Origin of the sequence: Streptomyces kronopolitis (assembly GCF_014646275.1) — a bacterium.
GTDB lineage: Bacteria > Actinomycetota > Actinomycetes > Streptomycetales > Streptomycetaceae > Streptomyces > Streptomyces kronopolitis.
On sequence record NZ_BMND01000001.1, the window covers coordinates 360,484 to 382,847 of the forward strand.

At 69.4% G+C, this 22,364-nt stretch carries 19 protein-coding genes and 1 pseudogene; 6 read left to right on the forward strand and 14 right to left on the reverse strand.

Features of this window, described 5'->3' with window-relative positions; translation table 11 throughout:
- Nucleotides 1-36 precede the first annotated feature (36 nt).
- A complete protein-coding gene (gene aceA, locus IEY78_RS01335; protein WP_189095561.1) occupies nucleotides 37-1,320 on the reverse strand; it encodes an isocitrate lyase in 1,284 nt (427 codons plus the stop codon).
- Nucleotides 1,321-1,686: 366 nt separating this feature from the next.
- On the opposite strand from aceA, the gene IEY78_RS01340 reads away from it, so the two are divergent.
- Nucleotides 1,687-3,093: a short-chain fatty acyl-CoA regulator family protein gene (locus tag IEY78_RS01340; protein ID WP_189095563.1), complete on the forward strand. Its 1,407-nt coding sequence runs from the start codon at nucleotides 1,687-1,689 to the stop codon at nucleotides 3,091-3,093.
- 133 nt (nucleotides 3,094-3,226) lie between these two features.
- Here IEY78_RS01340 and IEY78_RS01345 read toward each other — a convergent pair whose 3' ends face one another.
- The 3 genes from IEY78_RS01345 to IEY78_RS01355 all read right to left on the reverse strand — a co-directional run bounded on the left by IEY78_RS01345 (nucleotide 3,227) and on the right by IEY78_RS01355 (nucleotide 5,608).
- On the reverse strand, nucleotides 3,227-3,910 hold the full coding sequence (locus tag IEY78_RS01345) for a DUF4232 domain-containing protein (RefSeq protein WP_189095565.1): 684 nt from the start codon (nucleotides 3,908-3,910) through the stop codon (nucleotides 3,227-3,229).
- A gap of 275 nt (nucleotides 3,911-4,185) precedes the next feature.
- Nucleotides 4,186-4,506, reverse strand: coding sequence for a hypothetical protein (locus IEY78_RS01350; protein WP_189095567.1), 321 nt, complete (start codon nucleotides 4,504-4,506; stop codon nucleotides 4,186-4,188).
- Between the two features lie 262 nt (nucleotides 4,507-4,768).
- Nucleotides 4,769-5,608: an SDR family oxidoreductase gene (locus IEY78_RS01355; protein WP_189095569.1), complete on the reverse strand. Its 840-nt coding sequence runs from the start codon at nucleotides 5,606-5,608 to the stop codon at nucleotides 4,769-4,771.
- Nucleotides 5,609-5,701: 93 nt separating this feature from the next.
- On the opposite strand from IEY78_RS01355, the gene IEY78_RS01360 reads away from it, so the two are divergent.
- On the forward strand, nucleotides 5,702-6,073 hold the full coding sequence (locus tag IEY78_RS01360; protein ID WP_189095571.1) for a winged helix-turn-helix transcriptional regulator: 372 nt from the start codon (nucleotides 5,702-5,704) through the stop codon (nucleotides 6,071-6,073).
- Nucleotides 6,074-6,150: 77 nt separating this feature from the next.
- Here the strand turns inward: IEY78_RS01360 and IEY78_RS01365 are convergent, their stop codons facing one another.
- Together IEY78_RS01365 and IEY78_RS01370 are read right to left on the reverse strand one after the other, a co-directional pair.
- Nucleotides 6,151-7,875: a styrene monooxygenase/indole monooxygenase family protein gene (locus IEY78_RS01365; protein ID WP_189095572.1), complete on the reverse strand. Its 1,725-nt coding sequence runs from the start codon at nucleotides 7,873-7,875 to the stop codon at nucleotides 6,151-6,153.
- Between the two features lie 86 nt (nucleotides 7,876-7,961).
- On the reverse strand, nucleotides 7,962-9,182 hold the full coding sequence (locus IEY78_RS01370; protein WP_189095574.1) for a styrene monooxygenase/indole monooxygenase family protein: 1,221 nt from the start codon (nucleotides 9,180-9,182) through the stop codon (nucleotides 7,962-7,964).
- A gap of 544 nt (nucleotides 9,183-9,726) precedes the next feature.
- On the opposite strand from IEY78_RS01370, the gene IEY78_RS01375 reads away from it, so the two are divergent.
- Both IEY78_RS01375 and IEY78_RS01380 read left to right on the forward strand, forming a co-directional pair.
- Nucleotides 9,727-10,707, forward strand: coding sequence for an AraC family transcriptional regulator (locus IEY78_RS01375; protein WP_189095576.1), 981 nt, complete (start codon nucleotides 9,727-9,729; stop codon nucleotides 10,705-10,707).
- Between the two features lie 2 nt (nucleotides 10,708-10,709).
- A pseudogene (locus IEY78_RS01380) lies at nucleotides 10,710-11,114 on the forward strand (cytochrome P450); the annotation flags it as partial.
- A gap of 105 nt (nucleotides 11,115-11,219) precedes the next feature.
- Here the strand turns inward: IEY78_RS01380 and IEY78_RS01385 are convergent.
- Complete coding sequence (locus IEY78_RS01385) at nucleotides 11,220-11,978, reverse strand: alpha/beta hydrolase family protein (protein WP_189095578.1); 759 nt, start codon at nucleotides 11,976-11,978, stop codon at nucleotides 11,220-11,222.
- Nucleotides 11,979-12,098: 120 nt separating this feature from the next.
- Nucleotides 12,099-13,643, reverse strand: coding sequence for an FMN-binding glutamate synthase family protein (locus IEY78_RS01390; RefSeq protein WP_189095580.1), 1,545 nt, complete (start codon nucleotides 13,641-13,643; stop codon nucleotides 12,099-12,101).
- 623 nt (nucleotides 13,644-14,266) lie between these two features.
- On the opposite strand from IEY78_RS01390, the gene IEY78_RS01395 reads away from it, so the two are divergent.
- Nucleotides 14,267-14,932, forward strand: coding sequence for a hypothetical protein (locus tag IEY78_RS01395; RefSeq protein ID WP_189095582.1), 666 nt, complete (start codon nucleotides 14,267-14,269; stop codon nucleotides 14,930-14,932).
- Nucleotides 14,933-14,935: 3 nt separating this feature from the next.
- On the opposite strand, the gene IEY78_RS35075 is transcribed toward IEY78_RS01395, so the two are convergent.
- From IEY78_RS35075 to IEY78_RS01410, 3 genes are all read right to left on the reverse strand, one after another.
- Complete coding sequence (locus tag IEY78_RS35075; RefSeq protein ID WP_373294039.1) at nucleotides 14,936-15,244, reverse strand: transposase; 309 nt, start codon at nucleotides 15,242-15,244, stop codon at nucleotides 14,936-14,938.
- 36 nt (nucleotides 15,245-15,280) lie between these two features.
- On the reverse strand, nucleotides 15,281-15,865 hold the full coding sequence (locus tag IEY78_RS01405) for a DinB family protein (RefSeq protein ID WP_189095586.1): 585 nt from the start codon (nucleotides 15,863-15,865) through the stop codon (nucleotides 15,281-15,283).
- A gap of 514 nt (nucleotides 15,866-16,379) precedes the next feature.
- Complete coding sequence (locus IEY78_RS01410; protein WP_189095587.1) at nucleotides 16,380-17,600, reverse strand: alpha/beta hydrolase family protein; 1,221 nt, start codon at nucleotides 17,598-17,600, stop codon at nucleotides 16,380-16,382.
- Nucleotides 17,601-17,694: 94 nt separating this feature from the next.
- On the opposite strand from IEY78_RS01410, the gene IEY78_RS01415 reads away from it, so the two are divergent.
- A complete protein-coding gene (locus IEY78_RS01415) occupies nucleotides 17,695-18,291 on the forward strand; it encodes a TetR/AcrR family transcriptional regulator (protein WP_189095589.1) in 597 nt (198 codons plus the stop codon).
- Nucleotides 18,292-18,560: 269 nt separating this feature from the next.
- Here IEY78_RS01415 and IEY78_RS01420 read toward each other — a convergent pair whose 3' ends face one another.
- From IEY78_RS01420 to IEY78_RS01430, 3 genes are read right to left on the reverse strand one after another with little or no spacing between them, the layout of a single operon-like run.
- Nucleotides 18,561-20,798, reverse strand: a complete 2,238-nt coding sequence (locus IEY78_RS01420) for a xanthine dehydrogenase family protein molybdopterin-binding subunit (protein ID WP_189095591.1) — start codon at nucleotides 20,796-20,798, stop codon at nucleotides 18,561-18,563.
- Between the two features lie 9 nt (nucleotides 20,799-20,807).
- Nucleotides 20,808-21,791: an FAD binding domain-containing protein gene (locus tag IEY78_RS01425; RefSeq protein ID WP_189095592.1), complete on the reverse strand. Its 984-nt coding sequence runs from the start codon at nucleotides 21,789-21,791 to the stop codon at nucleotides 20,808-20,810.
- On the reverse strand, nucleotides 21,788-22,354 hold the full coding sequence (locus IEY78_RS01430) for a 2Fe-2S iron-sulfur cluster-binding protein (RefSeq protein ID WP_189095593.1): 567 nt from the start codon (nucleotides 22,352-22,354) through the stop codon (nucleotides 21,788-21,790). Before IEY78_RS01430 ends, IEY78_RS01425 begins: the two co-directional genes overlap by 4 nt.
- Nucleotides 22,355-22,364: the final 10 nt, after the last annotated feature.

A 22,364-nucleotide genomic window follows, 5' to 3' on the forward strand; every position in this document is an offset into this window, starting at 1 on the left:
GGAGACGGTCGTCCGGCCCCTGTCTGCAGACAGCCCCTAGTGGAACTGCTCCTCCTCCGTGGAGCCGCTGAGCGCGGTGGTCGAGGACGCCGGGTTGAGGGCGGTGGAGATCTGGTCGAAGTAGCCGGTGCCGACCTCGCGCTGGTGCCTGACGGCGGTGAAGCCCTGCGCCTGCGCGGCGAACTCCTTCTCCTGGAGGTCGACGTAGGCCGTCATGCCGGATTCGGCGTAGCCGCGGGCCAGGTCGAACATGCCGTGGTTGAGGGAGTGGAAGCCGGCCAGGGTGATGAACTGGAACCGGTAGCCCATCGCGCCCAGTTCACGCTGGAACTTCGCGATCTGGTCGTCGTCCAGAGCGGCCTTCCAGTTGAAGGACGGCGAGCAGTTGCAGGCCAGCATCTGGTCGGGGTGCTCGGCGTGGATCGCCTCGGCGAACTCGCGGGCCTGGGCCAGGTCCGGGGTGCCGGTCTCGACCCAGATGAGGTCGGCGTACGGGGCGTAGGCCAGGCCGCGGGCGATGACCGGCGCCATGCCGTTGCGGACGCGGTAGAAGCCCTCCGCGGTGCGCTCGCCGGTCACGAACTCGGCGTCGCGCTCGTCGATGTCGCTGGTCAGCAGGTTCGCCGCGAGGGCGTCCGTGCGGGCGACGATCAGGGTCGGCACATCGGCGAGGTCGGCGGCGAGGCGGGCGGCGTTCAGCGTGCGGATGTGCTGGCCGGTGGGGACCAGGACCTTGCCGCCGAGGTGGCCGCACTTCTTCTCGGAGGCGAGCTGGTCCTCGTAGTGGATACCGGCCGCACCCGCCGCGATCATCGCCTTGGTCAGCTCGAAGGCGTTGAGCGGGCCGCCGAAGCCGGCCTCGGCGTCGGCGACGATCGGCGCGAGCCAGTCGGTGGTGTCGCCGGCGCCCTCCGCGGTGGCGATCTGGTCGGCGCGCAGCAGCGCGTTGTTGATCCGGCGGACCACCTGCGGCACTGAGTTGGCGGGGTAGAGGCTCTGGTCGGGGTAGGTGTGACCGGCCTGGTTGGCGTCGGCGGCGACCTGCCAGCCGGACAGGTAGATGGCCTGGAGCCCGGCCTTGACCTGCTGGACGGCCTGGCCGCCGGTCAGCGCGCCGAGCGCGTGGAGGTAGTCCTGCTCGTGCAGTTGCCGCCACAGCCGCTCGGCGCCGTGGCGGGCCAGTGTGTGCTCCTCGCGGATGCTGCCCGACAGCCGCACCACGTCCTCGGCCGAGTAGGTGCGCTCGATGCCCTTCCAGCGCGGGTCGGTCGCCCACCGCTGGGCCAGCTCTGCGGCCGTCGTCGTGCTTGCCTGTGCCATGACCGTCTCCCGGGTCTGCCTGAGTCTCGTGAAAAGTGCGAATGTGGCGCTGAGTGCCGATTGCGGGTACGGCCCGCCGGAGGTCCCTGCGCGATCAAGGGTGAGCAATGCTGCGCGGACTTCCTTCCGGAACGGCCGGTGTCTCCGACGTCAGGGCGTGAATCGTGCCCGGTGTTCCGCGGCGGTCGCCGGTTCCGGCGGGCCGTACTCAGACTCTGGCACCGGCACTGAGTGCCATCAACCATGGATGTATGCCAAGTTCTGCGAATCTTCCGGCCCGTCTTTGCCAACTTTGCGAAGGGTCGGCTCGGCGATGGTGCGCTTAGGATCCGGGGGAGACTCCTGCGGCGAAGGACGACGATCACTGTGAGCAAGACCTATGCCGGCGCGCGCCTGCGCCGGCTTCGTGAAGAGCGGCGCCTGAGCCAGGCGGCCCTGGCGCGGATGCTGGAGATATCGCCCAGCTACCTCAACCAGATGGAGCACGACTCACGGCCGTTGACCGTCCCCGTCCTGCTCCGTCTCACCGAGGTGTTCGGTGTCGACCCCGGGTTCTTCTCGGAGCGTGACACCGGCCGCCTCGTCGCCGATCTGCGCGACGCCCTCGCAGGTGAGATCGCCGCGAGCCGGGTGTCCCCCTCGGACCTCGCGGAACTCGCCTCCCGTATGCCCGATGTCGCCGGAGTGCTCGTCGACCTGGGCCGGCGCAACCACCAGCTCGCCGAGCGGCTGGCCGAAGCCGCGGAGGGCAGGGGGCAGACCGTGGGCACGCTGCCGCGCTCCCCGCACGAGGAGATCCGCGAGTTCTTCTACCGCCGCCGCAACTACCTCCACGACGCCGACCTCGCCGCCGAGGACCTCGCCACCCAGATCGGCATCCGCCCGGGCGAGGTCGTGCGCCTCCTGTCCGCCCGCCTCGCCGAACGCCACGGCGTACGGGTCTCAGGGGACTCGCGGGCCCTGCACCACTACGACGCCGCCGACCGCGTCCTGCACCTGTCGAGCCGACTGCGCCCCGGCCAGCAGGCGTTCCGGATGGCCACCCAGCTGGCGTTCCTCGAATACGACGAGGAACTCTCCCGCCTCGCCTCGGAGGACTTCACCCCCGACTCCGCCGCCTGGTCACTGGCCCGCATCGGCATCGCCAACTACCTCGCCGCCGCCATGATCCTCCCGTACCGCCGCTTCCACGCGGCGGCGGAAGAGGCCCGCTATGACATCGAGCGCCTCACCGACCAGTTCGGCCTCGGCTACGAGACGGTCTGCCACCGCCTGAGCACCCTGCAGCGCCCGCGGCTGCGCGGCGTGCCGTTCTCCTTCGTGCGGGTGGACCGCGCCGGCAACATGTCCAAACGGCAGTCGGCCACCGGCTTCCACTTCTCCCGGGCGGGCGGCACCTGCCCGCTGTGGAACGTCTACGAGGCGTTCGCCGCACCCGGCCGCATCCACGTCCAGATCGCCGCGATGCCCGACGGGCAGCGCTACCTGTGGACCGCCCGGGCGATCACCCGGCACCGCGGCGGCTGGGGCGAGCCCGGCAAGACCTTCGCCATCGGCCTCGGCTGCGAGGTCCGCCACGCCTCCCAGCTCGTCTACTCGGACGGCCTGGACCTCGACAACGCCGCGGCGGCCACCCCGATCGGCATGGGCTGCCGCATCTGCGAACGCACCGACTGCCCCCAGCGAGCGGTCCCGCCGCTGGACCGCCGCCTTGCGGTGGACGAGAACAGCAGCACGTTCGTGCCGTACCCCGTCGCGGAACCGGGCTTCTGAGCACGCGCGTTCGGCGGCTGGGGGTTTGCTTGCCTTCGGTGTGACCTGGCCGCAGGACGCTTGGGCCCATACCGGCGAAGTGCGGGACGCGTCCGCCGCGTCCCGCACTGCTGCATCGCCCGCCGACGGGCCGTCAGAAGTTGTACGGCTTCTTGGTGCTCCAGTTCAGCACATCGGCCTCGTTCCAGCTGAACTGCGGCTTCTCACCCTTGAGATACACGGAGTAGGTGGGGCCGTCGTGACCGTTCGCGCCGCGCAGCGCGAGGGCGAACGACTTCGCAGTGTGGTGCTTCGGGCCGTAGTCGAAGAGGTTGACCGCGCTGTACGCCGTGCCGCCGGGCCGGAGCGTGATGTGCGTGCCGCCGCCGGGGTTGTCCTTCTTGGAGTGCGGCAGCGCGGTGCTGTTGACGTCGCCGAGCCTCACGGACGGGTATGAGGTGACCCAGCAGGGCTTGGTGCCCTTGTTCGTCGCGGTGACCAGCAGGTGGTCGCCCTGCTGCCCGGCGAACCGGTGCACCGCGGTGAGCAGCATCTCGTCGCCACGGCACTGGCGGGCGCCGGCCGTGGTGGCCCCGCCCGCCGCGCCGGAGACGGTCGCCGAGCGCGCACTCTCCTTCGCGGCACCGCCGTTGTCGGCCTGCGCCGCGCCCCCCTTGCCGTCCCCGCCGGACGCGGACTGGCTCTGCGCGGCACCGGCGGCGTGGACACCGCCTGCTGCCTTCGCGCCGCCGTCGTTGCCGCCGCAGGCGGTCAGACCCAGCGCCAGCGCGGCGGTGACGGCGGCAAGTGATGCGGTACGGATCCGGGAAGTGCGCATGATCAGGTTCCCCCTGTGTTCGTGCGGGACTGCTCTCAAGCCGTTCCCGCGGTGTGCACACCACTCTTCCCGGAGCCACTGACGTTTCGGAAACGCCTCACTCACGTCCCGCGAACACACCGCGCGAACGGGTGAGGCCGAGGCGCGGGCGCGGCCTGAGAACTCCGCACCGTGGATCTCGGCGCCCGCACGCGGCCCGGCACACACGAGGGTGGTCACCGGGTGCGGCGCGCCGTCCCCCACCGTTCAGCGCGCCACGCGGTCGCTTCCACCGGTCACAGACCGGCGACGTCCCCGGCCCTCTTCAGCACGGAGCCGAGCCTCTCCACCACGGAGTCGTGCCGCCTCACGCGCGCCGCCCGATCCGCCGGGACCAGCCGCGCGGCGGTCTGCACGGCATAGGTGTCGGGGTCACCGAAGGCGTCCCGCGGGTGCTCTCCCGTCTGCGCGCAGTGCGCCGTGACTTCCTTGACCGCCTGGAGCACGATCGCCCGGTCCACGCCCGGCTGCATGACCAGCCGCACCTGCAAGCGCGCCATCCACTTCTCGCGGTCCTTCTCCCTCGCCGCGTCCGTCGTCCTGTCCTTCTTCGCCACGTGCTCTCCCGGGTGATCAGCGGTCGTCCGTCAGGGAGTTGGACGCCAGGACATCGAAGTGGGTTGCCGGAGCGGGAATCCGCTGAGCTTCAGGTGACTGCCGGGAGTCCCACCAGCGCTGTTGGGAGGGACGAGTTGCGGCGAGCCGCTCAGGAATTCTGCAGGGAACGGAACGAGTCGAATCAGACCATGATCCGCCCGACCCTTCCGTTCTCCTCCTTGACGGTGCGGTGCGGGTACAGGGGTTGACCGCTCAACAATCTCAGCGGAACGCGGCGACATTGCGGGCGGCCCAGTCGGCGAACGGGCGCGGGGCGCGACCGAGGACCTTCTGGACGTCCGGGCTGACGCGGAGTTCGGCCGGGTTCGGGGCGCCGAGGATGTCCAGCGTGTCGTCGGCGAGCTCCGCCGGCATGCTCTGGGCCATGGCGGCCTTGGCCTCGTGGCGGGTGAGTTCGTGAAATCTCACCGGGGTGCCCAGCGCGGCGGCGATGGCCTCCGACTGCCGGCGCGGAGTGATCACCTCCGGGCCGGTCAGCTCGTAGACGCCGCCGGCGTGCCGGTCATCCAGCAGGCAGGCCGCCGCGACCGCGGCGATGTCCGCCGGGTCGATGATCGGCACCCCCACATCACCGAAGGGCGCTGCGACGACCTGTTGCGTGCGGACGGACTCCGCCCACCACAGGGCGTTGGAGGCGAAGCCGCCCGGCCGCAGGATGACCCACTCCAGGCCGGACTCCCGCAACGCGTCCTCCAGCGCGCGCATCGCGATCCGAGTGGGGCCGAAGGGCCTGGTCACCACGCCCAGCGTGGAGAGCAGGACGACCCGGCGGACCCCGGCGGCCGCGGCCTGGGCGACGATGTCCGCCGGGTCGGCTCCGGCGGCGTGCAGGTCGCCGGACAGCAGCAGGAACAACGCCTCCGCTCCGGCCAACGTGGGCTTGAGGCTTGCCGGTTCGGCCAGGTCGGCCGCCACGTGGCGCACGCCGTTCGGCACCGCCGCCGTGTGCCGTGACACGGCAGTCACCTGCCGCCCCGCCTCGGCCAGTGCCTGCGTCAACGGCCGGCCGATATTGCCGGTAGCTCCGGTCACCACGATCATGATCAGCTCCTTGTCGGATGTCCCTCTGTGGTCGTCACGCTAGGAGAGCTGGCTAACTTTTCGTAAGGACGTACCTTGAAGTAAGCTCACGACGTGACGGAAGGCGCGCAGCGCAGACAGGCCGAGACGGGGAAGCGGTATGACGTGTTTCACACCGACTGCCCCGCGCGCAATGTGGTCGGCCATGTGACCAGCAGATGGGGCATCTGGGTGCTGATCTCCCTGCGGAGCAACGCCCTCCGGTTCTACGAGCTGCGCGAAAGCATCCAGGGCGTCAGCGAGAAGATGCTCGCCCAGACGCTGCGCACGCTGGTGCGGGACGGCCTGGTCTGGCGGGAGGTCGAGCCGACGACGCCGCCTCAGGTCACCTATGGGCTGACCGAGTTCGGCCGGGACATCGGCGAGCCGCTGACGGAGCTGTTCGACCGGATCACCCGGCGGCTGCCGCCGTACAGCGCGGAATAGCGTTGCAGCGCCCGGCTGTGGGAGGCAGTGCCCGGCTGCGTGAGTCGTATGGCGCCGGGCCGAGAGACATTACGCGTTCACAGATCTGGATGCTTCGTCGCCACCTGGTAGCGCCCCGAGTGGAACACCAGCGGCGTACCGCCGTCGGCCTCGTACTGTTCGACCTCGCCGAGAAAGATGATGTGGTCGCCGGCGTCGAGGCGTTGGACGGTGCGGCATTGGAAGCGGGCCACCGCGCCGTCCAGCAGGGGAGTGCCGGCGATGCCGGGGGTGGTGGGGGTGCCGCGGAATTTGTCGTCGGCCGGGGTGGCGAACTGCCGGGAGAGGTGGTGCTGGTCGGCGGCCAGGACGTGGACGGCGAAGTGCGAGGCGTCGGTGAAGTCCGGGAGACTCGGGCTGTTCTTGCCGGGGCACCACAGAACGAGGGGCGGGTCCAACGAGACGGACGCGAAGGAGTTCGCGGTCATCCCGACATTGCGGCCGTCGGGGGCCCGGGCCGTCACCACGGTCACGCCGGTGGCGTACTGGCCCAGCGCGCGGCGCAGCTCGCGGCCGTCGAAGCGGGCGGCGTGCTGCGCGCGCTTCTCGGCGAGGAAGCGGTGTGCTTCGGCCTCCTCGAACCACCAGCGGTAGAGGGTGCGCGGGTCGTCGAATCCGGCGGCGAGGGCACCGGCGACGGAGGGGACTTCGGCCGCCGCCGTCAGCAGGTCACGGTGGTGGGGACGCAGGTCGGTCAGGAGGGAGTTGGTCCAGCCGACGGCCCATTGGGCCCAGCCGCGCCAGAAGTTGTCGAAGGTGCGCCGCATCCACTGCGGGGTGAATTCGGCGGTGCCGTGGCGGAGGATGCTGTCGAGGTAGTGGGTCGCGGCCTGGGCCGCGTTGTTCGCACCCTGGCCGGTGATCGGATCGTTGAGGACGACGGCGTCGGCCATGCCGAGGACGTGCCGGCCGGAGGCCAGGCGGGCGACGGGGTGCCGGACGGTGGGAGCGATCCTGCCGCGCAGCACGCCGCCGCTGTCGGTGAGCCGGGCGTGCCGGCAGCGCTCGTACTCGTCGGGGAAGAACCGCCGGAGGACCTCCAGTGAGCGGACGAGGTGTTCTTCAGGCGTGCGGATGTCGTCCCAGCAGTCCATCGGGCCGCCGGGGACACCTTCGAAGACCATGATGTCGCAGGGTCCGGTGGTGGTGAGGGCTGGGAAGGAGAAGTACTCGCCGACGCCGGGGATCAGGCGGTAGTGGACGGCGTCCTCCCCCTCCCGCGGCGCCGTTCCCGTGACATACGTCAGAGCCAGCGCACGGCGCGGCCGGTCGTAGGGGGAGAGTTCGGAGTTGCGCGGAAAGAGTTGGCTCAGCTCGCCCTTGCCCGTGGAGACCACGACGAGATCGTGCGTGCGGGCATACCACTCCAGGTCGTTGACGCCCGCCTCGTGCAGCACGATCTCGCCGCGGCCGCCGTCCGCGAACTGCTCGATCCAGGCGGCACACTTGACCCGCTGGTCGACCGAGTGGGCTGGGCCCTCCAGCGGCGCACGCCAGGAGACGTCCGGAGTGCCGTGCGGGCCGATGAGAGAGAACGCGATGCCGGAGATGTCCGGAGCCTGGCCCTCCCAGTGGTGCAGGCCGAGTTCCCGCTCGCTCTGGAGCGCGGTGTCGAACATGCACTGACTGGACATGACCGGGCCGCGACGTATCTCGTCGGGGCCACGGTCGGTGACCAAGGTGACGTCATAGCCGTGCGCCTGGAGTCCCAGGGCGAGTTGGGCACCCGCCTGCCCGGCTCCGACCACCGCGATCCTTCTCATGCCCTGCTGTCCTGCTCTCGTTACGTGTCTATCGCTGACGTGATGTCAGTTGCTGCGAGTCTGATCCGTTTGGTCCTGACGACCACTCAGATGCCGATGCCGGTCAGATAGTTCTTCGCGGCGGCCGGGTCCATGAACCAGCGGAACAAGTCGCGCGGGTCGTCGAAGCCGTTGACGAAGCGGGCGGCGACACGGGAGTTGGCGCTCGCCGCGCCGAAGATCTCCAGAACGTGCTGCGGCGGGGCGCCGAGCATCGCGTTGGTCCAGGACGTGGCGGCCTCCGCGTTGTCCCAGAAGCGGCCGAAGGCCAGCTCCATGAACGCGGCGTCGTACGGGTGCTCGCCGTGGTCCAGGATGGTGGCGAGGTAGGAGGCGGCGCACTTCGAGGCGTTGTTGGACCCCTGGCCGGTGATCGGGTCGTTGAGGACGACGACGTCGGCGAGGCCGAGCACCTGCCTGCCGGAGGGCAGCGTGGCGACGGGCTTGCGGACGGTCGGCGCGAAGCGGCCCGCGAGGGTGCCGTTCTGGTCGGTGAGTGTGACATCGGTGCAGCGCTCGGCCTCCCACGGAACGTACGTCCGCAGCAGCTCCTGGAACTTCGCCAGCTGCTGGTGGGGGGCGAGCCCGTCGAAGCAGTCGAGCGGGCCACCCGGGACGCCCTCGAAGAACATGATGTCGCAGGGGCCGCTGGTGGTGAGGCTGGGCATGGTGAAGTACTCACCCACACCGGGGATGACGTTGAAGCTGACGCCGGGGCGGTCGGGCAGCGGTGCCATGCCGGTGACATACGCCAGGGCCAGCGCGCGCTGCGGAGCGTCGTACGGGGAACGCATGGCGTCCCGCTCGAACAGCCCCGCGATCTCGCCCTTGCCGGCCGCGACGATGACGAGGTCGGACTCGGCGGCGTAGCGCTCCAGGTCCTCGACGCCGGCCTCGCAGAGTTCCAGACGGCCGCCGCGGCGCGCGAACTCGCCCATCCAGAGGGGCATCTTGACGCGCTGGTCGATGGAGCGTGCGGTGGCCTCAAGACGGGCGTCGAAGGAGAGCGCCCGGCCGCCCTGGCCGTCGGCGATGCTCACGCCGAGACCGGAGATCGGCGGGCAGGCGTCGCCCCAGAAGTCGAGGCCGAGGTTGCGCTCGTGGGCCAGCGCGGTGCCGAACATGGCCTGGCTCGACATGACCCGGCCGTCGCGGATCTGGTCTCCGGTGCGGTTGGACACGAGGGTGACGTCAAAACCGTGGTCGATCAGGCCGATGCCGAGCTGAAGACCGGCCTGGCCGGCTCCGACGATGGTGATCTTGCGCATGAGCGGGTTCTCCGGGGGTTCGGGGCGTGCGGATTTTGAGGGGCGCCGTGCGGTGCCTTGCGGCGCCGTGTGATGCCGTGCTGTACGAGCGTTCCGGCGCGCGGCGGCATCAACGGGCGCACGGCGGTGGTGTGGAGTGCGGCTGCCCGCCGGAGGGGGGCCGGCGGGCAGCCGCGGGAGGCCGGGTCACCCGTGGGGCCGGGGGATGGGCCCGGGTGACCCTGCCGGCTGGAGACGCCCGACCGAGTCGGTGAGCCGGGGCAGCAGCGGCAGGGATGCCGCGACGTGCGGGGGTACGGCCTTGGCAGCCCTCACCGCGTCGGTCGCGCGTAATACGCGCAGCGCGCATGCGGCGGGCTGTCCGCTGGGCGTGACTCCGCTTCTGACGAGCGCAGTCCGGCCCGGCACTCCCTGCATTGTTGATTCCCAGGATCTCTCGGGTCCGCGACGTTCAGGCGTCAATCTTGGTATGGCAAGATCACCCCCGCTATCCGGATCACGCGGGTCGCTGTCCCGATCGCGCATCTCGGCGGTGGAGGTTTACATGCCCGCTGAAAAGTCCCCCCTCGCAAATCACCAGCTGTTCCATACAGCGGACATTTGGGAGGCACGGGCCGAGGTCGGCCGTGCCTTCTGCCCTCATGACCTGCGCATCACCCGGCGCTCGGCGACGCTCGACGCCCGGCTGCACGGTGCACCCTTCGATCGGACAGGTCTCTATTACCTGGATTACGGAACGGAAGTCCGGATTACACCGGGCGACCTGGAGAGCTTTTTCCTCGTCCAGATCCCGCTCGCCGGTCATGCCGAAATCACCTGCGGCCGCGAGGAGATCATTTCCTCCCCTGAACTCGCTTCCGTCCCCTCGCCGACCGGAAAGTTGGATATGCGTTGGGGTGACGGCAATCCGCAGCTGATCGTGTGGTTCGACCGCTCATCTCTGGAATCGCACCTGGGCAGTTTGCTCGGCCGCACCGTGCGCCGCCCGATCTTCTTCTCGCTCGGCATGAACCTCACGACATCGGGCTCCCGCTCCTGGCTCAACATCGTCGACCTCATGCGCCGGGAGGCGGAGGGGCCTGGTGGGATGAGGAATCAGCCCCTCGTGACAAAGCAGCTCGAATCACTCCTCATGACCCAGCTGTTGATGGCCCAACCTCACAACTACACGTCGGCGCTGCTCGGCGAGCAGCCGCGCATCGCACCGCCCGCGGTCCGCCGCGCCATGGAGGTCATCGAGGGACACGCCGCCGAGCCGCTCACGGTCGCGGAGATCGCGGAATGCGTGGGCATCGGCGTACGGGCCCTTCAGGAGGGCTTCCGCCGGCACCTCGACACCACCCCGCTCGCGTACCTGCGCGAGGTCCGCCTGGACCGTGTCCGCAAGGAACTCCTGACCTTCGACCCGGGCACCGAGACCGTGACCGCCGTCGCCTCCCGCTGGGGCTTCCTGCACCCTGGTCGCTTCTCACTCGCGTACCGCCGGCAGTTCGGGGAGTCGCCTTCGGAGACGTTGCGGTCATAGGGTCGATGCGCCTGTTCCCGCCCGGCCCGTACGGCGCCCGCGAGACGACCGAGGACCTGGTGCTGGGCCCGTACGAGATCCCGGCCGGGACGACGGTGTTCTACCCGTTCTGGGCGGTGCACCTGAACCCCGAGCACTGGCCCGAGCCGGAGCGCTTCGACCCCGAACGGTTCACACCGCAGGAGGTGGCCAAGCGGCCGAGGCTCGCGTACGTCCCCTTCGGGATCGGGCCCCGCAGCTGCGAGGGCGCCGCGTTGGCCACGGTCGAGGCCCAGCTCGTCCTGGCCGTCCTCCTCAAGCGCCTGAGCTTTCGACCCGCGCCGGGACACGAAGTGACACCGGTGGAACGGTTCGTGCTCTGGGCGCGGGACGGCATCCGGATGACGGTGCGGCTACGGGACCTCTGAGTTCTCTGAGGCCTGTTCGGTGGGTCCGAGGCGGAAGGGGTGAGGCTCAGCCCCCGTACGTATCCGAGCGAGCACTCAACCGGTTGAGGTGTCTCCTGCGGGCTCTTACCCGTGGATGTACTGGTCGGCCCAGGCGCTGATGATGTGGGCGGCTCGCTGCGCCTGTCCTCGGGCGGTCAGCAGATGGTCCGCGCCTTCGAGTGAGACGAAGCTTCGCGGGTGTCGTGCCTCGCGGAAGATCTCGCCGGCGTTGTCGATGTGGACGGTGTTGTCGGTCGGCGAATGCAGGACGAGCAGCGGCAGATCCAACTCGCCGATCCGATCCCGCAGGTGCGCACGGCGGACGTCCTCGACGAAGGCACGCTTGAGGACCAGGGTCCGCCCGCCGACGAACCATTCGTGCGACCCCTCATGAAGCACGCGATCCACGACCGCGTCGTACTGCCGCTCCACGTGGCTGGGATCGACCGGGGCCCCGATCGTGGCGACCGCGCGGACGCCGGTTGCCTCGGCCGCCGCGGCGAGGACGGCGGCGCCTCCCCATGAGTGCCCCACCAGCAGGTCCGCCGGCGTCCCCCGCTCCGCCATCATGGCGGCGGCACGGATCGTGTCCTGGACCTTGACGGTGAAGGAACCGTCGCCCCAGTCGCCGTCGGAGTCCCCGATCCCGAGGTTGTCGAACCGCAGCATGCCGATCCCCTCGCGGGCCAGCTGCTTGCTGACACGCGACGCGGCCGGCGAGCCCTTGCCGAGGGTGAATCCGTGCACGAAGATCCCCCAGCCGCGGATCTCGCCGTCCGGCAGGTCGATCGCGCCGGCCAGTTCGGGGCCGACGACGCTCGGGAATCTCACTTTTTCGCTCATGTTGTGATCACCTAGGCAGGGGCTGTGCGTGGAGCAGGAAAGACAAGGGTGCCACCGGTCGGCACCACGCGCGCGCTCCGGGCAGGGGAGCGGCGAGCGTGGAGCCTTCCGCGATCGGCGTCAGGCGGTCGGCTTCCGGTCGGAGGACCGCTCGGCGGTGAGCAGTGCGGTGATCTCCTCGGCGAGGTGCGGTGCGAGTTCACCCCAGCCGTCCTTGTAACCGTAGACCCCGGCCAGGGTACGGGCTTCGTAGTCGCCGTTCATGATCTCGATGTCCCGGGCCGTGATGAGCGCCGGGTGCGCGACGCCGACGGCCGCCGAGACCTTCAGCAGCTCCTTGCGGAGGGTGCGCAGGTAGACGGCGGCCCGGTCGGCCTTCGAGACCGGGTCGAGGCCGCGGGCCAGCCACGGGCTCTGGGTGGCGATACCGGTGGGGCACTTGTCGGTGTGGCACTTCTGCGCCTGGATGCAGCCGATTGACAGCATCGCCTCACGGGCCACGTTGATCATGTCGGCACCCAGCGCGAAGGCGACCGCGGCGTTCTCGGGCAGGCCGAGCTTTCCGGAGGCGATGAAGGTCAGGTCGTCGGTCAGCCCCCGCTCGGCGAAGACGCCGTAGACCCGGGAGAAGCCCATCCGGAAGGGCAGCGACACCGAGTCGGAGAAGGTGAGCGGAGCCGCCCCGGTGCCGCCCTCGCCGCCGTCGATGGTCACGAAGTCGACACCACGGTCACCACGCGCCATCAGCGTGGCCAGCTCCTGCCAGAACTCCATCTCGCCCACCGCGCTCTTGATCCCGACCGGCAGTCCGGTCTCGGCGGCGAGCAGTTCGACGAAGTCGAGCATCGAGTCGACATCGCTGAACGCGGTGTGTCGCGACGGGGAGGCGCAATCCTCGCCGCGCGGGATGCCGCGGATCTCGGCGATCTCCGGGGTCACCTTCGCGCCCGGCAGCATTCCGCCCAGCCCCGGCTTGGCACCCTGGGAGAGCTTGATCTCCAACGCCTTGACCGGGGCGCCGGCGACCACGTCCTTGAGCTTGTCGATGTTGAAGCTGCCGTCCTCGTTGCGGCAGCCGAAGTAGGACGTACCGATCTGCAGGATGAGATCGCCGCCGTTGCGGTGGTACGGCGAAAGACCGCCCTCGCCCGTGTTGTGCAGGGTGCCCGCCAGCGCCGCACCCTTGTTGAGCGCCGTGATCGCCGCGCCGGACAGCGATCCAAAGCTCATCGCCGAGATGTTCACCACACTCGCCGGCCGGAACGCCTTGGCGCGCCCGCGCGGCCCGCCCAGCACCTTGGCCGACGGCAGCGGGGCCTGCGGGTCGTGCGCGTCGGGCAGCGTGCCGGCGAACGTGCGCTGCTTCAGATACGCGTGCCCCTGGATGTGCTCGACATCATTGTCGGTTCCGAACCCGAAGTAGTTGTTCTCCCCCTTCGACGACGCGTAGATCCAGGTGCGCTGGTCGCGGCTGAACGGGCGCTCCTCGTCGTTCGAGGTCACTATGTACTGCCGCAGCTCCGGCCCGATCGTCTCCAACAGGTACCGGGCATGCCCGAGCACGGGGAAGTTCCGGAGCAATGCGTGCTTCTTCTGAACGAGGTCACGAGCGGCCACCAGCGCCAATGCTGTCGCGGTGGCCGTGGCGATGCTCCGGGCGCGCATGAACGATCCTCTCCTCGATGCTCGACTCCATTGCCAAGCGGCGGAGCCGTCCTACCGGGCGCCGGACACCGGGCACGACCCAGCGGGCGTCCGCGTCCGTCGAAGGACGCCAGATGATATTAGGGGCTCACCCGGATGGCGGGTCGGGGGCGGGGTGGGCTTTCCGGTGGCGGGTGGTCCCGGCACGTGGGAACGGGCTGTGCACGGTGATGGTTGGGTGACGCGGCGTAGCGTCTGAGCGTCGCGCTGCGCCGGGCCGGGCGGCGCCGGATCGGTTATCGGTCCGGGGGAAGCCAGCGCAGGTCAGAGCGCTCCGGCGATGAACTGGTAGGGAGCCGCGCTCCACCGCGAGCCACCCACAGGAGGTTCTTCGCTGCCGGCTGTCCATCCGCAAGCAGGCCGCTGACCCCGCAAATACAGCAGCCGTGTTGATCTTGCCGGGACAGCTGGCCCGGGAGGAGCCCGGATCTTGACTGATGCAGACCTCGGGACTGCGGCACTGCCGGCCCAGCCTCTGGCCCGTTCCGGACGTTCTGCTCGAAGTGGCCCTGAGCCGGCTATCCGCAGGAACACTTGGCGGGCACCAGACCCTCACTCAACATGCGCACACGCCAGGAGACACCATGCATCTACCCCGTCATCGCCCGCGTCTCGCGATCGCTGCGACCATGCTTGCCGCCTTAGCCATACCGGCATGCGGCAGCGAGCCAGGCAGCCCGCAACCGGGCAAGTCATCGCAGCGGCCAACCCATGCACCTGCGAAGGACAAGAAGAAGGTTGCGCAGGACGCCTACACCGCCGGCTACAACCGGGGCCGGGCGGTCCGTGACGCAGGTGGCAAAGGCTCGCCAGTCCGTGAAGTCGTCTGGGGCGGCTGCACACGTCGGGCTCTCAGCGCCGGTCAGGAGGCCGAAGCCGACCGTGGAGCCTGGGTCTCGGGATGTCTGGACGGCGTGAGTGAGAACGCCAAGCACCTGCCGAGCGGCCAAGTCACCAAGCACAGCAACGGCAAGGATCTCCTTGATCGCTTCAAGGCTTGGCTGAGTGGCACCGACAACCGGCCGATGACCGGTCATGTCAACAGGCTGACCCTCGTAGAACTGCACCACAGTGACTACGACATCGAGCTGACCACCGACTATTCGTCTACCGGTGACGACCGTTCGGCGGCTACCGGCCTGGCGCAGTCCTTTGCGAAGTGGTGGGACGGTGACGATGGCGACGGCACCGCCTGGAATGTAGTGGTACGCGGGGCGGACGGAGAAAAGCTAGCCGTAAGAAATCTCTGAAAGCTATCGATAGTCCCCGAGTTCGTCCAGCACCGCCCGGTGGAGCCGACGCCATAGGCCGGCCTTGGTCCATATCGTGAAGCGGCGATGCGCGGTGGCGGGGGACGTGCTGAATGTCGGCGGCAGATGCCGCCATGCACAGCCGGTGGTCAGGACGTACACCACTGCCGTGAACACGGCCCCTTCGTCACACGGAGCGGTCCCACCACCTTGCGGTCGAGCCGCGAACGACGGCAATGACGGGGTTACCAGCTCCCAGAGTGCATCAGGGACCAGACGCTTCGATAGATCAGCACTCACGACCGGCATCATGCCGCTCGAACATCACGTCACGTCGTGAACAGCCTTCTAAGCCTTGGTTGGTGCGGCCGTCCTGGCGGCCTGCTCGATCTTCGCGAAGTAGGCTGCACGGGCTTCCTCGTCGATCGGCTGCTCGTTTTCGGCGCGCACCCCGGTCCGGCCGTCGATGCCCTCGCGCAGGATGTCGGCGTGCCCGGCATGCCGGATGGTCTCGCCGAGGACATGGACCATGATGGCGAACAGGTTCGTGTTCGGATGAGGCTCCGACCACCAGGGCACGTGGCCGGGGGCATCGAGGGCAAGCTCATTGATCGTCGCGTCCGAGTGTTCCCACGTGCGCCGGTAGAACCCTACGATCTGATCGCGTGTCTCGTTCTCGGCCGCCCATTGATCGCTGCCGTCGGATTCCTGCCACCGGCACAGCGGTTCCGGAGAAGGGCGGTCGAAGACCTCACCGAAGTACCTGGCTTCGACCGTGGCCACGTGTTTGACCAGGCCGAGGAGGTTGGTCCCGGTCGCTGTCAGAGGCCGGCGCGCGTCGTATTCGGACAAGCCGTCGATCTTCCAGAGCAACGCCTCACGGTCCCGCCGCAGTCTCTTGTGCAGGTTGTCTTTCGCGAACTCATCGATCATGCGGCACGAGCCTGCCATCGGCTTCTCAAGGTCTCAAGGTCCCATACGCGGTCCGCAACAACTGGCGGAGCCGTGGTCAGCTATGGTCACCGCCCCGACCTGCTGCAAGGAGCTCAGGAACCTGTCCACGTGAGACAACCTCTAAGGCTCCTCGAACTCGACTGCTTCATCCCGTGCTTGAGGTAGATCTCAGGAGCTCTCTCGGGCCGAAGTTCTTGAACCAACGCCGTTAATTCAAGGGGCTGTCGGAAAGAGACCGGCCTCCTCGTCACGGCTGGTCGGTTCTCCCCGCTGGTGCGGGGCTGGTCACTGGCGAGGCCGTCCGGCCTGTGGCCTGGGAGCGCGGCCGAAGTCTCGCTTGGAGGCGGGCGCGACGTACTGGCCCGTGGGGGTACGTCACGGGCCGGCAGGGGCAAGGCGTGCTGAGCGGAGGGCAGTCGAATACGGCGGGAGCAGCGATGGCAGGTAAGCCACCGCTCACGACTGCCTTGTGCAGGGCAGTCGGGTCAGGTACTCAGGCGCTTTCGGTCATGACGTCGTCCAGCCAGTCGTACACGCGGGCGAAGGCCAGGCGTTGGGCGCCCGCTTGGCAGTGTGCGTCCGCGCCCAGTGCGGCGGTGAACTCCAGCAGCGTCTTGGGGCAGGTCAGGTGCTTGTGGAGCAGTTCGGGCTGGCCCTCGAAGAACACGTCGTCCGGGGCCGAGCAGACCAGGGTGGGGCAGGTGATCTTCTGGGCGATGCCGTCGCGCAGGTGATAGTCGAGGAAGGTGGCGAAGAGCCCGCGCGGGGTGTCGGCCCCCATGACGTACATGCCCTGGTCGACGAGCCAGCGAATCTTGGGGCTGGCGGCCATGGCCGCCTCCACGGCGGCGTCGAGTTCGGGGTCGTGGTCGGCGCGCAGCCGCCGTTCGGCCTCGGCGCGGTCGAGGGACAGGAAGCCGGTGGCCATGTCGCCCAGGTCGTAGACGCCGTCGAGGGCGATGACGGCGGCGAGGCGGTGCTCGAAGCCCGCGGCGCGTGGCGCGAGCAGGCCGCCCATGCTGTTGCCCAGCAGGGCGACCCAGGCGGGGTCGACTTCGGGGCGGGTGAGGGCGTAGTCGAGGACGGGGCCGACTGCGTTCTCCCAGTCGGGACGGAACATTAGACCGTGGTGGTGGCGGGTGCCCGGCTGGCCGGGGCCGTCGAAGGACAGGACGTTGTAGCCGCGCTCGACTGCCGCGGCGGCGCCGCTGAAGTGCATTTCCTCGGCCGTGCCGTCGAACCCGTTGAACATGACCACGGTCGGCCGGGCGGCGCCCGAGTCGTCGGCGCGGTACAGGTACCCCGGCAGCACGGTGTCCTCGTAGGGGATCTCCACCGGCTCGATGGCCGGGGTGAACAGTGCGGCGGCCTGGCGGAAACACCTCACCGACGCGTCGTACGCGTGCAGGATGCGCGGGTCCGTGGCGTCGCCGTGCAGGAAGAACTCGGCGCTTCGGTAGTAGTTCGACGCCCGCAGGAAGGCGTCCCGGGCGCTGACGCGGTGCCCGCCGGCCAGGGCCGTACGTCCCTCGTCGGCCACCCGGTCGGCGGTGGCGAGCCACTCGTCGTGCCAGCTGTCGTAGTCGCCGGCGGTGATCCGCTGAGTGGTCACCACGACCTCCCCGAAGTCGGCGCCGCCGTAGGCGATGTGCCCGAAGGACCGCAGTGTCTCGAACCAGAACGAAGGGTTGTGCGGGAAGAACAGGGGCTCCATCGAAACTCCTAAAGCAGTTGTTGGCTGCGTTTAGTGGGACTGTAGGGTCGCGGAAACAGCAAACGCAAGTCTCGGCTGCGTTAAGGTGGGGATCATGGAGAGGGAACGAGAGCCGGCCCGTCGGCCCGGTGGCCGCGCGGCGCGCGTCCGAGCGGCAGTGCATCAGGCGGTCGCCGACCTGGCCGGCGACCGCGGATACGGGAACTTCACCGTCGGCGACGTCGCCGCCCGCGCGGGCGTGGCCGACACGAGCGTCTACCGCCGTTGGGGAAACCTGGAAGCCCTCCTCTCGGACGTGGCCATCACCCGGCTCACCATGACCTCCCCCACCCCCGACACCGGCAGCCTGGAGGGCGATCTGCGCACCTACGCGGCCACCGCCGCCCGCGACGTCGCCGGGCCGGACGGGATGGCGATACTGCGCCTGGCCCTCTCCCTGTCCAACTCCGGGCAGCCGGGCCTGGACGCCCGCGACGCGTTTCTCGCCGAACGCACCCGCCAGCTACAGGCCATGCTCGACCGGGCCCGGGATCGAGGCGAACACCCGCCGGACGTCCTCCAGGTGCTCGATCTCATCCTGTCCCCGATGTACATCCGCATCCTGTTCGGCACGGGCCCGCTCACTCCCGCCTACACCGACGAACTGGTCGACCGCCTGCTGTGCCTGCACGCCGCCGCCGGAGGGGAGTGAGCTCTCTTTGGGAGTAGCCGGCTCCCCAAGGTGCCTTGCATGTTCTAGATGGCCTGTGCCCGGTTGTCGGCCCTGCGCTTGGTGCTGTAGGGCAGGGCAAAGACATCGCTGAAGATGGCGGTCCCGCCATTTCGCGCGACATACGTAGTACGTTGCAGGCGGCGCTGAACGTCAACTCCGTGACTACACCGCAGACTTGTGCCGAGAGGCCGGAGATTGGGCCACGGAGTCGGAATCAGGCATCCACGCTCGGCAGACCGGCCGCAGAGTCAGGCATCCACGTCCGGCAGCCCGGGCAGCAGCTTCTCGATCGTGATGGGGAAGTCGCGCACGCGCAGACCCGTGGCGTTGAACACCGCGTTCGCCACCGCCGCGCCCGCGCCGCAAATGCCCAACTCGCCGACGCCCTTCGCGCCCAGGAGGTTGGCCTTGTCGTCGTATCCGTCGAGTATGACGGCTTCGACGTCGGGGACGTCGGCATGGACGGGGACCAGATATTGGGCGAGGTCCCGGTTGACGAAGGCGCCGGATCGCGAGTCGACCACTGCCTCCTCCTCGAGGGCCGCGCCGGCGCCCCAGATCATGCCGCCGATCAACTGTGAGCGCGCTGTCTTCGGATTGAGCACGCGACCCACGGAGAACACCCCCAGCATCCGCCGCAGACGGATCTCGGCGGTGTCCGCGTCGACCCCGACCTCGGCGAAATGGGCGCCGTAGGTGTGGATCGAGTAGTCCGAGTAGTTCGGATCGTCGCCCATGAAGCGGATCTCGCCCTGGGCCTCCATGCCTTCGGGATGGTGGCGTGCCACGATCTCGCCCAGGGCCTGGGACGCGCCTTCCGCGCCATCGATGCGTACGCTGCCGTCGCCGAAATGGGCACCTGCCGGGTCCCGGCCGTGCAGCGGGGAGTCCGCGTCGCCGCATGCCGCGACCAGCACCTTCTCCCGCAGGGCCGCGCACGCCCGAGCCGCCGCCGCGCAGGAGTTGGCGGCGCCCCACGAGCCACCGGATCCCCAGCTGGTGGGCAGCCCGGAGCGCCCGAGCTCCACCCGCACCCGGTCGGCCGGCAGTCCGAGTCCGTCCGCCACGACCTGGGTCAGGATGGTGTAGGTGCCCGTGCCGATGTCGGTCATGTCCGTCCGGACGACGCCGGTGCCGTCCGCCTCCAGCCGCACCTGCACCGCTGTCGGCCCCTGGAAATGCCCGCGGATGGCGGCAGACATGCCGTAGCCGACCAGCCATCTGCCCTCGCGCAGACTCGCGGGCGTGGCGGGCCGGTGCTCCCAGCCGAACCGGCGTGCGCCGTCGCGCAGGCAGTCGACCAGGTGGCGGTCGCTGTACGGCACATCCCGCTCGGGGTCGACGGTGGGCTCGTTGCGGATCCGCACCTCGATCGGGTCCATCCCGAGGGCGTGGGCCAGCTCGTCCACCGCTGACTCGACCGCCAGCAGGCCCGGTGCCTCGCCCGGCGCGCGGACGTCCGCCCCGCGCGGCAGATCGAGCGGGGTGAGCCGGTGGCTGGTCAACCTGTGGGGCGCGGCGTAGAGGCTGCGGGTGGTAGCGGCGGTCTGCTCGGCGAACTCCAGGTCGGGGTTGGTGTGCATGGTGACGTCATGAGCGATCGCCGTCAGTTTTCCGTCGCGCCCCGCTGCCAGCCGCACCCGCTGGCTCGATGTGGGGCGCATACCGACGAGTTGGAAGATCTGCTGCCGGGTCAGCGCGACCTTGACCGGTTGGCCCAGCACGCGGGCGGCCAGCGCCGCCAGGATCGTCTCGGCGTGGACGCCCAGCTTGGAGCCGAAGCCCCCGCCGACGAACGGCGTGACGATGTGAATCCGCTCAGGGGCCATCCGCAGCGTGGCGGCGACCGAGGTCTGTGCCGCATCGACGATCTGCGAGCTGACATGGACGACCAGGTCCTCGCCGCGCGGTTCCACCAGGCACGCGTGCGGTTCCATCGGCATCGAGAACTCATACGGTGTGGTGTAGCGCTGGTCGACCCGTACGGCGGCGGCACGGAATCCGGCCTCGAAGTCGCCCACCGCGGTATCGGTGGGGAGCCCGGCGTTGACCACCTTCGGGATGTACGCCTCGTCGTCGTCCGCGGCGAAGGCGAAACGTCCCCGCCCGACGGTGTACTCCACGTCGAGGAGGTCGGCCGCCGCTCGGGCCTGCTCGAAGGTCGCGGCGACGACGAGTGCCACCGGCTCGCCGTGATAGTGGATGTCCGGACCGGTCAGCACCGGCTGGGCGCGCCAGTACTCGAACTGGACCGACTCGTCACGGACACCTTGTACCGGGACATTCTGATGTGTCATCACCATCCGTACGCCCTGGGCGCGTTCGGCGTTCTCGGTGTGGATGCGGGTGATGCGGCCCTTGCCGATCGTCGCGCCAACGATGCAGCCGTAGAGCGGCTGGCCGGCGTCCCAGTACTCGTAGGCGTAGGTGGCCCGGCCGGAGACCTTCAACGGCCCGTCCACGCGGTTCACAGGCTGCCCGATCATCTCGCCTCCTCAGCTCGACCGGGCCGCTTGTGCCAGCGTGCGGCACAGCGTGCGCCGAGCCAGCTCGATCTTGAAGTCGTTGTGCCCCTGGCCCACCGCGTCGCGCATCGCGGCCCGGGCGGCGTCGCGATAGGTGGCCATCTCGGCGGGGCGGCCGATCAAGGCGGCCTCCGCCTCGAAGGACCGCCACGGCTTGTGCGCCACACCCCCGAACGCCACCCGCGCCTCGCTGATCATTCCCCGCTCGGTCGAGACGACCGCCGCCACGGACACCAGCGCGAACTCGTAGGACGCCCGGTCGCGGACCTTGCGGTAGAGCTGCCGGCCCGGCGGGGGAGGGGGCAGGATCACGCCCGTGATCAACTCGCCGGGCCGCAGTACGGTCTCCAGGTGCGGGGTGTCGCCGGGCAGCCGGTAGAAGTCCGTGATGACGACGCGGCGCACCGATCCCTCGGCGTCGAGCAGCTCGATCTCTGCCTCCAGGGCGGTCATCGCGACGGCCATGTCCGAGGGGTGCGTGGCGATGCAGGCGTCGCTGGCGCCGAGGACCGCGTGGATCCGATTGAACCCACCGATCGCCGAGCAGCCGGATCCGGGATCCCGCTTGTTGCAGCCGGCGGCCGTGTCGTAGAAGTAGGGGCAGCGAGTGCGCTGCAACAGGTTTCCCCCGGTGGACGCCTTGTTGCGCAACTGGCCCGAGGCGCCGGACACCAGCGCCTGCGACAGCACCGGATAGCGGGTGCGTACTCGGTCATCGGCGGCCACATCGGAATTCACCGCCTGGGCGCCGATGCGCAGTCCGCCGTCCGGCAGCTCCTCGATGTCCCGCATCGGGAGCCTGCTGATGTCGATCAGATGGCTGGGATGCTCGATGTCGAGCTTCATCAGGTCGAGCAGATTGGTGCCGCCGCTGATGAACTTGGCGCCGCTTCTGGACACCGCGGACACGGCGGTCCGTGCGTCCGTCGGCCGCTCGTAGGTGAAGGGCCTCATGCTGCGCCTCCCTCCGCGATGCCGCGGATGGCCGCGACGATGTTCGGATAGGCGGCGCACCGGCAGATGTTGCCGCTCATCCGCTCGCGGATCTCCTCATCGGTCAACGAGATCCGAGACGAGGCGACTTCAGCGGTGGCATGACTGGGCGAACCCGCCCGCACCTCCGCCAGCATGCCGACGGCGGAACAGATCTGGCCAGGAGTGCAGTAACCGCACTGGAAGCCATCACACTCGACAAAGGCGCGCTGCATGGGATGCAGATCATCGGGCGCGCCCAGACCCTCGATCGTCACCACCTCGTCGCCCTCGTGCATGACGGCCAGCGTCAGACAGGAATTGATCCGCCGTCCGTTGACCAGCACCGTGCAGGCGCCGCACTGGCCATGGTCACACCCCTTTTTGGTGCCGCTCAGACGCAGATGCTCACGCAACGCGTCGAGCAGCGAGGTCCGCGGATCCAGTTCGAGCCGCCGCACCTGATCGTTGACGCGCAACTCGACCGCCGAGAGCGGAGCCGCCCCGGCCTGACGCTCTCCGCCGCCCGTATCTGGCTCGCTCATCACAGCCGGC

What these genes read in the sequence shown, in the direction of transcription:
- IEY78_RS01365 (WP_189095572.1), bottom strand. Translation starts at nt 7,875, where the DNA reads ATGAGAAGGATCGCGGTGGTCGGAGCCGGGCAGGCGGGTGCCCAACTC.
- IEY78_RS01385 (WP_189095578.1), bottom strand. Translation starts at nt 11,978, where the DNA reads ATGAGCGAAAAAGTGAGATTCCCGAGCGTCGTCGGCCCCGAACTGGCC.
- IEY78_RS01405 (WP_189095586.1), bottom strand. Translation starts at nt 15,865, where the DNA reads ATGATCGATGAGTTCGCGAAAGACAACCTGCACAAGAGACTGCGGCGG.
- IEY78_RS01395 (WP_189095582.1), top strand. Translation starts at nt 14,267, where the DNA reads ATGCATCTACCCCGTCATCGCCCGCGTCTCGCGATCGCTGCGACCATG.
- aceA (WP_189095561.1), bottom strand. Translation starts at nt 1,320, where the DNA reads ATGGCACAGGCAAGCACGACGACGGCCGCAGAGCTGGCCCAGCGGTGG.
- IEY78_RS01345 (WP_189095565.1), bottom strand. Translation starts at nt 3,910, where the DNA reads ATGCGCACTTCCCGGATCCGTACCGCATCACTTGCCGCCGTCACCGCC.
- IEY78_RS01370 (WP_189095574.1), bottom strand. Translation starts at nt 9,182, where the DNA reads ATGCGCAAGATCACCATCGTCGGAGCCGGCCAGGCCGGTCTTCAGCTC.
- IEY78_RS35075 (WP_373294039.1), bottom strand. Translation starts at nt 15,244, where the DNA reads ATGATGCCGGTCGTGAGTGCTGATCTATCGAAGCGTCTGGTCCCTGAT.
- IEY78_RS01410 (WP_189095587.1), bottom strand. Translation starts at nt 17,600, where the DNA reads ATGGAGCCCCTGTTCTTCCCGCACAACCCTTCGTTCTGGTTCGAGACA.
- IEY78_RS01430 (WP_189095593.1), bottom strand. Translation starts at nt 22,354, where the DNA reads ATGAGCGAGCCAGATACGGGCGGCGGAGAGCGTCAGGCCGGGGCGGCT.
- IEY78_RS01420 (WP_189095591.1), bottom strand. Translation starts at nt 20,798, where the DNA reads ATGATCGGGCAGCCTGTGAACCGCGTGGACGGGCCGTTGAAGGTCTCC.
- IEY78_RS01355 (WP_189095569.1), bottom strand. Translation starts at nt 5,608, where the DNA reads ATGATCGTGGTGACCGGAGCTACCGGCAATATCGGCCGGCCGTTGACG.
- IEY78_RS01425 (WP_189095592.1), bottom strand. Translation starts at nt 21,791, where the DNA reads ATGAGGCCCTTCACCTACGAGCGGCCGACGGACGCACGGACCGCCGTG.
- IEY78_RS01415 (WP_189095589.1), top strand. Translation starts at nt 17,695, where the DNA reads ATGGAGAGGGAACGAGAGCCGGCCCGTCGGCCCGGTGGCCGCGCGGCG.
- IEY78_RS01375 (WP_189095576.1), top strand. Translation starts at nt 9,727, where the DNA reads ATGCCCGCTGAAAAGTCCCCCCTCGCAAATCACCAGCTGTTCCATACA.
- IEY78_RS01390 (WP_189095580.1), bottom strand. Translation starts at nt 13,643, where the DNA reads ATGCGCGCCCGGAGCATCGCCACGGCCACCGCGACAGCATTGGCGCTG.